Genomic DNA, 12,868 nt, shown 5'->3' on the forward strand with positions numbered 1-12,868 from the left:
CCGGGGCGTGGCTACGATGGGCGCGCCGGTGGCCTCTTGACCACCCGGCCCGTTTCGACCCCCCGGGAAGGCCATGCTGAACAAGTACGCGCGTGCATTCTTCACGCGTGTTCTCACACCGTTCGCCGCCCTGCTGATCCGTCTCGGGGTCAGCCCCGACGCGGTGACCCTCACCGGCACCGCCGGCGTGTGCGCGGGCGCACTGGTCTTCTACCCCCGGGGGGAGTTCTTCTGGGGCACCGTCGTCATCACGCTGTTCGTCTTCTCCGACCTGGTCGACGGCAATATGGCGCGGCAGCTGGGGCGCTCCAGCCGCTGGGGGGCGTTCCTCGACTCCACGCTCGACCGGGTGGCCGACGGCGCGATCTTCGGCGGTCTGACGTTGTGGTACGCGGGCCGCGGGGACGACAATGTGCTGTGTGCGGTGACGATCTTCTGCCTCGCCAGCGGCCAGGTGGTCTCGTACACCAAGGCCCGCGGCGAGAGCATCGGCCTGCCGGTGAACGTCAACGGGCTGGTGGAGCGTGCCGAGCGACTGGTGATCTCACTGGTCGCGTGCGGCTTCTCGGGGCTGCACAAGTTCGGCGTGCCGCATATCGACATCCTGCTCCCGATCGCGCTGTGGATCGTGGCCGTCGGCAGCGCGGTGACCCTCGTCCAGCGGGTGGTGACGGTGCGCCGGGAGGCCGCCGAGGCGGACGCCGGGGAGCGGACGGTGCCCCAGGGGGGCGAGGCGCGGTGAGGGAGAGGCTGACCGACGCGCTGTACGGACTCGGCTGGAGCGTGGTCAAGAAGCTCCCGGAGCCGGTCGCCGTGGCGCTCGGGCAGCGCATCGCCGATCAGACGTGGAAGCGGCGCGGCAAGGGCGTACTGCGCCTGGAGGCCAATCTGGCACGCGTGGTGCCGGACGCCTCGCCCCGGCGGCTGGCCGAGCTGTCGCGGGCGGGCATGCGCTCGTACCTGCGCTACTGGATGGAGTCCTTCCGGCTTCCGGCGTGGAGCCCGGAGCGGATACGGGGCGGGTTCGACGTCAAGGACGTGCACTATCTGGTGGACGGACTCGCCGAGGGCCGGGGCGTGATCCTGGCGCTGCCGCACATGGGCAACTACGACCTCGCCGGGGCCTGGGTGACCACCCATCTGGGGGTGCCCTTCACCACGGTCGCGGAGCGGCTGAAGCCGGAGTCGCTGTACGACCGGTTCGTGGCCTACCGCGAGGGGCTGGGCATGGAGGTGCTGCCGCACCAGGGCGGGAGCGCCTTCGGGACGCTGGCGCGGCGGCTGCGCGCGGGCGGGCTGGTGTGTCTGGTGGCCGACCGCGATCTGTCGGCCTCGGGCGTGGAGGTGTCGTTCTTCGGCGAGCGGGCGAAGATGCCGGCCGGTCCCGCCGCGCTCGCCCTCCAGACCGGCGCCCTGCTGCTGCCGGTGACCCTCTGGTACGACGAGTCGCCGGTGATGCGCGGACGGGTCCACCCACCGGTCGGGGCGCCCGGGGACGGGAACCGCGCGGAGCGGATCGCCGTCATGACCCAGGAGGTGGCCGACGCCTTCGCCTCGGGGATCTCCGAGCACCCGGAGGACTGGCACATGCTCCAGCGGCTGTGGCTCGCGGACCTGGACCGCGGTCCAGGCGGCGCTGGAAGTCCCGAGGGCCCCGGAAGCCCTGGGCGCCCTGAAGAGGGCCCCGGAAGCCCTGGACGCCCTGAAATGGAGAAGCCTTGAGGATCGGGATCGTCTGCCCGTACTCCTGGGACGTCCCAGGCGGCGTCCAGTTCCACATCCGCGACCTGGCCGACCATCTGATCCGGCGCGGCCACCAGGTCTCCGTGCTGGCCCCGGCGGACGACGAGACGCCGCTGCCGCCCTATGTGGTCTCCGCCGGGCGCGCGGTACCGGTGCCGTACAACGGCTCGGTGGCCCGGCTGAACTTCGGGTTCCTGTCGGCCGCGCGGGTGCGCCGCTGGCTGCACGACGGTGCCTTCGACGTCATCCACATCCACGAGCCCACCTCGCCCTCGCTGGGCCTGCTGGCCTGCTGGGCGGCCCAGGGGCCGATCGTCGCGACGTTCCACACCTCCAATCCCCGCTCCCGGGCCATGATCGCCGCGTATCCGATCCTCCAGCCGGCGCTGGAGAAGATCAGCGCGCGGATCGCGGTGAGCGAGTACGCGCGCCGGACGCTGGTGGAGCACCTGGGCGGGGACGCGGTGGTGATCCCCAACGGCGTCGATGTGGACTTCTTCGCGGACGCCGAGCCGAAGGAGGAGTGGCAGGGGGAGACGATCGGCTTCATCGGCCGGATCGATGAGCCCCGTAAGGGGCTGCCGGTGCTGATGCGCGCCCTGCCGAAGATCTTCGAGGCCCGGCCGGGGGCGCGGGTGCTGATCGCCGGACGCGGCGACGAGAAGGAGGCCGTGGCCGAACTGCCGGCGCCGCTGCGGGAGCGCGTGGAGTTCCTGGGGATGGTCAGCGACGAGGACAAGGCGCGGCTGCTGCGCAGCGTCGATGTCTACATCGCGCCCAATACGGGCGGCGAGAGCTTCGGCATCATCCTCGTCGAGGCCATGTCGGCGGGGGCCGCGGTCCTCGCCAGCGATCTGGACGCGTTCGCCCAGGTGCTGGACGGGGGAGCGGCGGGCGAGCTGTTCGCCAACGAGGACGCGGACGCCCTGGCCGCCGCCGCGGTGCGGCTGCTGGGGGACGAGAAGCGGCTGGTCGAGCTGCGGGAGCGGGGCAGCCGGCACGTACGGCGCTTTGACTGGTCGACGGTGGGGGCGGACATCCTCGCGGTCTACGAGACGGTGACGGACGGGGCGGCGTCGGTGGCCGCGGACGAGCGTACGCGGCTGTGGGCGCGGCTGGGGCTCGCGAGGGACTGAGCGCTCCGCTGGAAGCGTCGCGATCGGGTGTCGGCTGCCGCGCCGTCGTGGCTGGTCGCGCCCGCGCGGCGGAGCCGCACATCGACACAGCCCCGCGCCCCTCCGGGGCGCTGCCCGAACCGCGGCGGACTTCCTCCGACCTGCTTGAGACCCGCCCGGAGGCGCCACACACCGCCGCGCGCGGTGGCCCCGGCTGAGGGCTCCTCCCCGGACTCCGGGGACGGCAGGCGGTAGCGTGGCGGGCCGTGAGCACCTTGATCTGGATCGCGGTCGCACTGGTCGTCATCGCCGTCTACCTGAGCTGGACCGCGGGACGCCTCGACCGGCTGCACAGCCGTCTGGACGCGGCGCGGGCCGCCCTGGACGCGCAGCTGCTGCGGCGTGCCTCGGTAGCCCAGGAGCTGGCCACCGCCGGAGTGCTCGATCCCGCCGCCTCGATCGTGCTGTACCAGGCCGCGCACGCCGCCCGGCAGGCCGAGGAGGAGCACCGCGAGGTCGCCGAGAGCGAGCTGACCCAGGCGCTGCGGGCCGTCTTCGAGGACAGCGCCCAGGCCGAGGCGGTACGGGAGGCACCGGGCGGCGAGGACGCGCTGGGGGAGCTCACGGAGTCGGTGAGGCGGGTGCCGATGGCCCGGCGGTTCCACAACGACGCGGTGCGCGCGGCCCGGGCGCTGCGCCGCCATCGCATGGTGCGCTGGTTCCGGCTGGCGGGCCACGCTCCGTTCCCGCTCGCCTTCGAGATGGACGACGAGCCACCGGCGGCGCTCGGGCGGGTGCCGGGCACCGAGGATGCCGAGCGCTGAGGAGTCCCGCCGAGGGGGCCCGTCTGCGCCGAGGCGCTGACCACCCTTCGCATACCGAGGATTCACCGGTCGCTTCGAGCCACCGGCCTTTGATTGGCCCTTGCCGATCCCCGGCCCGACGCGGTTTTGTCATTCGTGTAGCACGCACGCTCATGACCTGGACCAGATGGCCGGGTCATGTACCGGTATCGAACGGCCCTACGATGGGCTCATCGCACTTTTCATTATCGAGTGAGGTCAAACCGTGTCCATCACGCCCGCCAGCACGTCCAACTCCGACGCCCCCGCGACCGGCACCGCCCGCGTCAAGCGCGGTATGGCCGAGCAGCTCAAGGGTGGCGTGATCATGGACGTCGTCACCCCCGAACAGGCCAAGGTCGCCGAGGACGCCGGAGCCGTCGCGGTGATGGCCCTCGAGCGGGTGCCGGCCGACATCCGTAAGGACGGCGGCGTGGCCCGGATGTCCGACCCGGACATGATCGAGGGCATCATCAACGCCGTCTCCATCCCGGTGATGGCCAAGTCGCGGATCGGCCACTTCGTCGAGGCGCAGGTGCTTCAGTCGCTCGGCGTCGACTACATCGACGAGTCCGAGGTGCTCACCCCCGCCGACGAGGTCAACCACAGCGACAAGTGGTCCTTCACCACCCCGTTCGTCTGCGGGGCCACCAACCTGGGCGAGGCGCTGCGCCGGATCGCCGAGGGCGCGGCCATGATCCGCTCCAAGGGCGAGGCCGGTACCGGCAACGTCGTCGAGGCCGTGCGCCACCTGCGTCAGATCAAGGGCGAGATCGCCCGGCTGCGCGGCCTGGACAACCATGAGCTCTACGCGGCCGCCAAGGAGATCCGCGCCCCCTACGAGCTCGTCGCCGAGATCGCCCGGACCGGCAAGCTGCCGGTGGTGCTGTTCTCCGCCGGTGGCGTCGCCACCCCGGCCGACGCCGCGCTGATGCGCCAGCTCGGTGCCGAGGGCGTGTTCGTGGGCTCCGGCATCTTCAAGTCGGGCGACCCGGCCAAGCGCGCCGCCGCGATCGTGAAGGCCACCACCTTCTACGACGACCCCAAGGTCATCGCGGAGGCGTCCCGGAACCTCGGCGAGGCCATGGTCGGCATCAACTGCGACACCCTCCCCGAGTCCGAGCGCTACGCCAGCCGCGGCTGGTAACCGGCGCCCGTACGGCACCACATGGCACCGCGCGCCCCGGCCCACCGGCCCGGCGCGTGGTGCCCCTGACGTTCGAGAGGTCTGCGCTTCCGTGACTACGTCGTCCATACCGGCTACGTCCACCGCCGACGCCCCCGTGATCGGTGTGCTCGCCCTCCAGGGCGATGTCCGCGAGCATTTCGCCGCGCTCACCGCGGCCGGGGCCACGCCCCGGCAGGTCCGCAGGCCCGAGGAGCTCGCCGAGGTCGCGGCCCTGGTGATCCCCGGGGGCGAGTCGACCACCATGTCCAAGCTGGCGATCATCTTCGGGCTGCTGGAGCCGCTGCGCGAGCGGGTCCGGGCCGGGATGCCGGTGTACGGTACGTGCGCGGGCATGATCATGCTCGCGGACAAGATCCTCGACGGCCGGGACGACCAGGAGACCATCGGCGGCATCGACATGATCGTGCGCCGTAACGCCTTCGGCCGTCAGAACGAGTCCTTCGAGGCCGAGGTCGACATCCAGGGCATCGAGGACGGTCCGGTCGAGGGGGTCTTCATCCGCGCACCGTGGGTCGAGTCCGTGGGCGGCGGTGCCGAGGTGCTCGCGACGTTCGACGGGCACACCGTCGCCGTCCGGCAGGGCAATGTCCTGGCGACCTCGTTCCACCCCGAGCTGACCGGGGACCACCGGGTCCACCGGCTCTTCGTGGAGATGGTGCGGGGCGCGTAGCGCCCGGTTGAGGGTGGTGGCGGGAGACCTCGCCGCAGGCTGGGCCGATCCCGGTAGGATCTCAGGCGTTCGTACAGCAATGGGTTACGCGAAGGAGACAGGCGGATGTCCGGCCACTCTAAATGGGCTACGACGAAGCACAAGAAGGCCGTGATCGATGCCAAGCGCGGCAAGCTCTTCGCGAAGCTGATCAAGAACGTCGAGGTCGCGGCCCGGATGGGCGGTGCCGATCCGGAGGGCAACCCGACGCTCTTCGACGCCATCCAGAAGGCGAAGAAGCAGTCGGTTCCGAACAAGAACATCGACAGCGCGGTCAAGCGTGGTGCCGGTCTCGAGGCCGGTGGCGCCGAGTACGAGACGATCATGTACGAGGGCTACGGCCCCAACGGCGTGGCGGTCCTCATCGAGTGTCTGACCGACAACCGCAACCGCGCCGCCTCCGACGTCCGCGTCGCGATGACGCGCAACGGCGGTTCGATGGCCGACCCGGGCTCCGTGTCGTACCTGTTCAACCGCAAGGGCGTCGTCATCGTCCCCAAGGGCGAGCTCACCGAGGACGACGTGCTGGGCGCGGTCCTGGACGCGGGCGCCGAGGAGGTCAATGACCTCGGTGAGTCCTTCGAGGTCATCAGCGAGGCCACCGACCTGGTCGCGGTCCGCACCGCCCTCCAGGAGGCGGGCATCGACTACGACTCGGCCGATGCCAACTTCGTGCCCACGATGCAGGTCCAGCTCGAGGAGGACGCCGCGCGCAAGATCTTCAAGCTGATCGACGCTCTCGAGGACAGCGACGACGTGCAGAACGTCTTCGCCAACTTCGACGTCTCCGACGAGGTCATGGCCAAGGTGGACGCCTGACGGCGGATCGGCGCGGCGGTCGACGAAAGGGACGGGCCGGCGGGGCAGCACCCCACCGGCCCGTCGGCGTTGTCCGCGGGTGTTGTCGGCGGTAGCCGCTAGCCTGCGCAGGAACAGGTGACCGAAGCGCGGTGAGGGGAGGGGCGCGGTGCGTGTGCTGGGCGTGGACCCGGGGCTGACCCGGTGCGGCGTCGGCGTGGTCGAGGGGGTCGCGGGCCGCCCGCTGCGGATGCTCGGCGTCGGCGTCGTACGGACCGGGGCGGACGCCGCGACCGCCGACCGGCTCGTCCTCATCGAGCGCGGCATCGAGGAGTGGCTGGACGCCCACCGGCCGGAATTGGTGGCCGTGGAGCGGGTGTTCAGCCAGCACAACGTCCGCACCGTCATGGGCACCGCCCAGGCCAGCGCCGTCGCCATGCTGTGCGCGGCCCGCCGCGGGCTGCCGGTCGCGCTGCACACCCCCAGCGAGGTCAAGGCGGCCGTCACCGGATCCGGGCGCGCCGACAAGGCGCAGGTCGGCTCGATGGTCACCCGGCTGCTGCGGCTGGACGCACCGCCCAAACCGGCCGACGCCGCCGACGCGCTGGCGCTCGCCATCTGCCATATCTGGCGGGCCCCCGCGACCAACCGCCTCCAGCGGGCCGTCGCCGCCCACCGCACCACAAGCCCCGCCCGCACCCCGAGCCCCGCCCGCACCCCGAGCAACCCCGCCCGCACCCCGAGCAGCGCGCGCACCACGAAAGGCCGTACCTCATGATCGCGTTCGTCTCCGGTCCGGTGGCGGCCGTCGCCCCGGACACCGCCGTGATCGAGGTCGGCGGGGTCGGGATGGCGGTCCAGTGCACCCCGGCCACCCTGGCCGGGCTGCGCGTCGGCCAGCAGGCCCGGCTGGCCACCTCCCTCGTCGTCCGGGAGGACTCGCTGACCCTCTACGGCTTCGCCGACGACGACGAGCGCCAGGTCTTCGAGCTGCTCCAGACCGCCAGCGGGGTCGGCCCCCGGCTGGCCCAGGCCATGCTGGCCGTGCACTCCCCGGACGCGCTGCGGCTCGCGGTGTCCACCGGGGACGAGAAGGCGCTCACCGCCGTCCCCGGCATCGGCAAGAAGGGGGCGCAGCGGCTGCTCCTCGAGCTCAAGGACCGTCTCGGCGAGCCGCTCGGCTCGGCCGTGCCCGGCGCCCGCTCGGCGGCCGCGCCCGGCTGGAGCGACCAGCTGCACACCGCGCTGGTCGGCCTCGGCTACGCCACCCGGGAGGCCGACGAGGCGGTGGCCGCCGTCACCCCGCGGGCCGAGGAGACGGTGGCCGCGGGCGGCACACCCCAGGTGGCTCAGCTGCTGCGGGCCGCCCTCCAGACCCTGAACCGCACACGGTGAACCACCGCGGCCGCGGCAGGCCGCGACCGGCGGCACCACCGAAGACGACATCGCGAGGCGAAACGCAGTGAACTGGGACGAGACCCCACCGGCCACCGCCGACGACGCCCCGTCCGGCGCGGGCGGCAGGCTGGTGGGCGCCGACGCCGACGGCGACGACCAGGCGGTGGAGGCCGCGCTGCGCCCCAAGGACCTCGGCGAGTTCGTCGGGCAGGAGCGGGTCCGCGAGCAGCTGGACCTGGTGCTCAAGGCGGCCCGGCAGCGCGGCGGCACCGCGGACCACGTACTGCTCTCCGGCGCTCCCGGACTGGGCAAGACCACTCTTTCCATGATCATCGCCGCCGAGATGGGCGCCCCGATCCGGATCACCTCCGGCCCCGCCATCCAGCACGCCGGCGACCTGGCCGCGATCCTCTCCTCCCTCACCGAGGGCGAGGTGCTCTTCCTCGACGAGATCCACCGGATGTCCCGGCCCGCCGAGGAGATGCTCTACATGGCGATGGAGGACTTCCGCGTCGACGTCATCGTCGGCAAGGGGCCCGGGGCCACCGCCATCCCGCTGGAGCTGCCGCCGTTCACGCTGGTCGGCGCCACCACCCGGGCCGGGCTGCTGCCGCCCCCGCTGCGCGACCGCTTCGGTTTCACCGGCCACATGGAGTTCTACGCCCCGGCCGAGCTGGAGCGGGTCATTCACCGCTCCGCCGGGCTGCTCGACGTGACCATCGAGTCCGAGGGCGCGTCCGAGATCGCGGGCCGCTCCCGCGGCACCCCCCGAATCGCCAACCGTCTGCTGCGCCGGGTGCGCGACTACGCCCAGGTCAAGGCGGACGGCGTGATCACCCGCGAGATCGCCGCCAGCGCCCTGGCCGTCTACGACGTGGACGAGCGCGGCCTGGACCGGCTGGACCGGGCGGTGCTCAGCGCCCTGCTCAAGCTGTTCGGCGGCGGCCCGGTGGGCCTGTCGACCCTGGCGGTCGCGGTGGGCGAGGAGCGTGAGACGGTGGAGGAGGTCGCCGAGCCCTTCCTGGTCCGGGAGGGGCTGCTGGCCCGTACCCCCCGGGGACGGATCGGCACCCCGGCGGCCTGGGCGCATATGGGGCTCACCCCACCGCCGCAGACCGCCGCCGGCGGTCAGGCGGGCCTCTTCGAGACATGACGAGCCGGGGGCGCTCCACGGTGGTGCGTGGCGTGTCATGACGGGCCGGACGGGCCCTGGCAAGGCATAAGCGCTCGCTTACCCTGCATCATGGCGTAGAGGACCAATAATGGCGGGGTCAGGAACCCCGGTACCGCGCCGGGCGTTGTTCCATTGGCGTGGGCTCGCTTAGACTCCGCCGATGCCGTCCGTATGCCGTCCGCTCACTGTGCGGTATACCCACCCCCGTAGACCAGGCCGCTCCCCGCGGTCGTGTGAAGGAATTTCCGTCCCGTGAATATCGTGACTCTCCTGCCGTTCATCGTGCTTATCGGGGCCATGTTCCTGATGACGCGTTCGGCCAAGAACAAGCAGCGCCAGGCCCAGCAGATGCGCAGTGATATGCAGCCGGGTTCCGGCGTGCGGACCATCGGCGGCATGTACGCGACGGTCAAGGAGGTCCACGACGACACGGTCCTCCTCGAGGTGGCCCCCGGCGTGCACGCGATCTACGCGAAGAACGCGGTGGGAGCCGTCCTGCCGGACGACGAGTACAACCGCGTGGTGCACGGCATCGACCCCGACGAGGACGCTGCCGACGACACCCCTGTCGTTCCCGACGACGCCTCCTCGCTGACCGAGGCGGCCGACGCCGACCCGTCCACCGACAAGGTCGGGCTCAAGAAGGCCGACGCGGCCGACAAGGCCGACGACGCGGCCGAGAAGTCCGACGCGGCCGACGAGGCGGACGGCAAGGCCGGGGAGACGGACGTCAAGAAGATCGAACTCGGCAAGGACGACGCCGCCGCGGCGAGCACCTCCGAGGACGACAAGCGGGACGGCGGCACCGACGCGAAGTAAGTCCGTCACCCGGGAACCGCGGCGCGCCCTCGATCGGCGCGCCGCGGTTCCCTGGACGGTCTAGGCTCCGGCGGGGGCTTGTCCCCACAAGACTTCGTGCCGTCCCGCGCACACCCGATGCGGGGCGGTTGGACAGGGAGATACGAGAAGGTGGCAGCACCGAAGAAGGGCCGCAGGTCCTCCGGGTCACAGGGCAGGCCAGGGCGCCCCTTGGCCGTCATCCTGATCGCCATCGCGGCGCTGACCGGAGGCATGTTCGTCTCCGGTCACACCACGCCGCGACTGGGTATCGATCTCGCGGGCGGCACCAGCTTCACGCTGGAGGCCAAGAATCAGCCGGGCAAGCCCAACGCGATCAACACGGACAACATGAACACCGCCGTGGGGATCATCGAGCGGCGGGTCAACGGCCTGGGTGTGTCCGAGGCCGAGGTCCAGACGCAGGGCGAGAAGCACATCATCGTGAACATCCCCAAGGGGACGAACGCGAAGCAGGCCCGGCAGCAGGTCGGCACCACCGCCCAGCTCTACTTCCGGCCCGTGGTCACGACCACCAGCGGCCAGAAGACCCCCGAGAAGCCCAACTCCACCCCCAGCCCGTCCGCCAGCGCCAGCGGCAAGGGCCAGGACAAGGGCGACGACAAGGGCGGCAAGCCGTCCGGCACGCCGTCGGCCTCGTCATCGGCCTCCTCGTCCTCCTCCGCCAGCCCCAGCACCCAGGGACGGGCCCTCTCCGAGGGCCTCAAGGCCGACGAGAAGCCGAGCGGGAGCCCCTCGCCGTCGAACACCCCGAAGCCCGACCCGTCCAAGAGCCCCTCGGGCTCCAACGACCAGGAGAAGCTGGCCAAGGAGTTCGCGAAGCTGGACTGCACCACCAAGGCCGGACGCGCCGCGGCGGCCGAGAAGGCGGCCAACGCCAAGCCGACGGACCAGGTGCTGGCCTGTAGCCAGAAGGGCGACGCCAAGTTCGTCCTCGGCCCCTCCGAGGTCGAGGGCACCGACGTGGACGACGCCTCGGCGGTCTTCGAGAGCCAGAACGGGGCGGGCTGGATCGTCCAGCTCGACTTCAACGGCAAGGGCTCCAAGAAGTTCGCCAAGACCACCGGCGAGCTGACCAAGCAGCAGTCCCCGCAGAACCGCTTCGCGATCGTCCTGGACGGCGAGGTCGTCTCCGACCCCGAGGTCACCCAGGGCGCCATCACCGGCGGCCGGGCCACCATCTCCGGCGGCTTCACCCAGCAGAGCTCCGAGGACCTGGCCAACGTGCTGTCCTTCGGCGCGCTCCCGCTGTCCTTCGACATCGCCGACGAGACCACCGTCTCCGCCGCGCTCGGCGGTGAGCAGCTGGACGCCGGCATGATCGCCGGTGCCATCGGCCTCGCGCTCGTCGTGATCTACCTGGTCGTCTACTACCGCGGTCTCGCCCTCGTGGCCATGGCCAGCCTCGCGGTCTCCGCGATCCTGACGTACACGATCATGGTGCTGCTCGGCCCGGGCATCGGCTTCGCGCTGAACCTCCCGGCGGTCTGCGGCGCGATCGTGGCCATCGGTATCACCGCCGACTCGTTCATCGTCTACTTCGAACGGATCCGCGACGAGATCCGGGAGGGCCGCTCGCTGCGCCCCGCCGTCGAGCGCGGCTGGCCGCGGGCCCGGCGCACCATCCTGGTGTCCGACTTCGTGTCGTTCCTGGCCGCCGCGGTGCTCTACATCGTCACCGTCGGCAAGGTGCAGGGCTTCGCCTTCACCCTGGGTCTGACCACGCTGCTCGACGTCGCGGTGGTGTTCCTCTTCACCAAGCCGCTGATGACGATCCTCGCCCGCCGCCCGTTCTTCGGGAACGGCCACTCGTGGTCCGGCCTCGACCCCAAGCGCCTCGGGGCCACTCCGCCGCTGCGCCGCCGCCGTTCCGCCCGCCCCGGCCCCGCCGACACGAAGGAGGCGTGAGATGTCGCGACTCGGCAATCTCGGCGCCAGGCTCTACCGAGGCGAGGTCGGCTACGACTTCGTCGGCAAGCGGAAGATCTGGTACGGCATCTCGATACTGATCACCATCACGGCCATCGTGGGCCTGGCGGTGCGCGGCCTGAACATGGGCATCGAGTTCTCCGGCGGCGCGGTCTTCACGACCCCCAACACCAAGGTCTCCAGCACCGATGCGCGCCAAGCCGCCGAGGAGGCCTCCGGCGGCCACACCGTCGTCGTCCAGGAGCTCGGCCGCGGCGGGCTGCGGATCCAGATCAGCGAGCTGGGCACCAAGGAGGCGCTGCCGGTCCAGGAGAAGCTCGCCAAGGAGCTGGGCGTCAAGACCAACAAGATCGACACCCAGCTGGTCGGCCCGAGCTGGGGCGAGCAGATCGCCAGCAAGGCCTGGCAGGGTCTGGCGATCTTCATGGTGCTGGTGGTGATCTATCTCGCCATCGCCTTCGAGTGGCGGATGGCGCTGGCCGCCCTGGTCGCCCTGATCCACGACCTCACCATCACCGTCGGTGTCTACGCACTGGTCGGCTTCGAGGTCACCCCGGGCACCGTGATCGGTCTGCTGACGATCCTCGGTTATTCGCTCTACGACACCGTCGTGGTCTTCGACGGTCTCAAGGAAGCGTCGAAGGACATCACCAAGCAGACCCGCTTCACCTACAGCGAGATCGCCAACCGCAGCCTCAACTCGACCCTGGTGCGGTCCATCAACACCACGGTCGTGGCGCTGCTGCCGGTCGGCGCGCTGCTGTTCATCGGTGGCGGTCTGCTCGGCGCGGGCATGCTCAACGACATCTCCCTGGCGCTCTTCGTCGGCCTCGCCGCCGGTGCGTACTCCTCGATCTTCATCGCGACCCCGCTGGTCGCCGATCTGAAGGAGCGCGACCCGAGGATGAAGTCCCTGGCCAAGCGGGTGAAGGCCAAGCGTGCCGCGGCCGCCAAGGCCGAGGCGGCCGACCCGGCCGCCGAGGAGGACGACGCCCCGGCCCTGGAGGACGCCGCCGCCGCCCCTTCCGGAGTCGTCGGCCCGCGCCGTCAGCCCGCCTCCCGCAACCGGGGGCGCGGCCGACCGTCCGGCAAGCGGCGTTGAGCGGGGGAGCC

Annotated in this window: 13 protein-coding genes; all 13 read left to right on the forward strand. The window is 71.4% G+C overall.

Going from position 1 to position 12,868, the window contains the following annotated elements; all coding sequences use genetic code 11:
- Positions 1–73 precede the first annotated feature (73 nt).
- The 13 genes from pgsA (at position 74) to secF (ending at position 12,857) form a co-directional block, all read left to right on the forward strand.
- On the forward strand, positions 74–742 hold the full coding sequence (pgsA, locus tag ABD329_RS29185) for a phosphatidylinositol phosphate synthase (protein WP_020867095.1): 669 nt from the start codon (positions 74–76) through the stop codon (positions 740–742).
- The gene (locus ABD329_RS29190) at positions 739–1,722 is read left to right on the forward strand and encodes a phosphatidylinositol mannoside acyltransferase (protein WP_309142716.1); all 984 of its coding nucleotides are present in this window, start codon (positions 739–741) and stop codon (positions 1,720–1,722) included. The genes pgsA and ABD329_RS29190 overlap by 4 nt, the downstream gene beginning before the upstream one ends.
- Entirely contained in the window at positions 1,719–2,879 is a 1,161-nt protein-coding gene (locus ABD329_RS29195; protein WP_198277079.1) for a glycosyltransferase family 4 protein, read from the forward strand. The genes ABD329_RS29190 and ABD329_RS29195 overlap by 4 nt, the downstream gene beginning before the upstream one ends.
- A 245-nt stretch (positions 2,880–3,124) precedes the next feature.
- Positions 3,125–3,682 (forward strand): hypothetical protein, encoded by a 558-nt coding sequence (locus tag ABD329_RS29200; RefSeq protein WP_198277078.1) that lies wholly within the window; start codon positions 3,125–3,127, stop codon positions 3,680–3,682.
- 244 nt (positions 3,683–3,926) lie between these two features.
- Positions 3,927–4,847 carry a pyridoxal 5'-phosphate synthase lyase subunit PdxS gene (gene pdxS / locus ABD329_RS29205; protein ID WP_198277077.1) on the forward strand — a complete coding sequence of 307 codons (921 nt, stop codon included), beginning with the start codon at positions 3,927–3,929 and terminating at the stop codon, positions 4,845–4,847.
- 91 nt (positions 4,848–4,938) lie between these two features.
- The gene (pdxT, locus tag ABD329_RS29210) at positions 4,939–5,559 is read left to right on the forward strand and encodes a pyridoxal 5'-phosphate synthase glutaminase subunit PdxT (protein ID WP_309142715.1); all 621 of its coding nucleotides are present in this window, start codon (positions 4,939–4,941) and stop codon (positions 5,557–5,559) included.
- 105 nt (positions 5,560–5,664) lie between these two features.
- Positions 5,665–6,417 (forward strand): YebC/PmpR family DNA-binding transcriptional regulator, encoded by a 753-nt coding sequence (locus ABD329_RS29215; RefSeq protein ID WP_037951606.1) that lies wholly within the window; start codon positions 5,665–5,667, stop codon positions 6,415–6,417.
- Positions 6,418–6,565: 148 nt separating this feature from the next.
- Positions 6,566–7,174, forward strand: coding sequence for a crossover junction endodeoxyribonuclease RuvC (gene ruvC, locus ABD329_RS29220; RefSeq protein ID WP_344317139.1), 609 nt, complete (start codon positions 6,566–6,568; stop codon positions 7,172–7,174).
- Entirely contained in the window at positions 7,171–7,791 is a 621-nt protein-coding gene (gene ruvA / locus ABD329_RS29225; RefSeq protein ID WP_198280813.1) for a Holliday junction branch migration protein RuvA, read from the forward strand. The genes ruvC and ruvA overlap by 4 nt, the downstream gene beginning before the upstream one ends.
- Positions 7,792–7,858: 67 nt before the next feature.
- A complete protein-coding gene (ruvB, locus tag ABD329_RS29230; protein ID WP_198280814.1) occupies positions 7,859–8,947 on the forward strand; it encodes a Holliday junction branch migration DNA helicase RuvB in 1,089 nt (362 codons plus the stop codon).
- A gap of 273 nt (positions 8,948–9,220) precedes the next feature.
- Entirely contained in the window at positions 9,221–9,787 is a 567-nt protein-coding gene (yajC, locus tag ABD329_RS29235; RefSeq protein WP_198280815.1) for a preprotein translocase subunit YajC, read from the forward strand.
- Positions 9,788–9,937: 150 nt separating this feature from the next.
- Positions 9,938–11,734: a protein translocase subunit SecD gene (secD, locus tag ABD329_RS29240; protein WP_198280816.1), complete on the forward strand. Its 1,797-nt coding sequence runs from the start codon at positions 9,938–9,940 to the stop codon at positions 11,732–11,734.
- Position 11,735: 1 nt separating this feature from the next.
- A complete protein-coding gene (secF, locus tag ABD329_RS29245; protein WP_198280817.1) occupies positions 11,736–12,857 on the forward strand; it encodes a protein translocase subunit SecF in 1,122 nt (373 codons plus the stop codon).
- The last annotated feature ends 11 nt before the right edge of the window (positions 12,858–12,868 follow it).

This window comes from Streptomyces javensis (assembly GCF_039525925.1).
Classification (GTDB): domain Bacteria; phylum Actinomycetota; class Actinomycetes; order Streptomycetales; family Streptomycetaceae; genus Streptomyces; species Streptomyces asiaticus.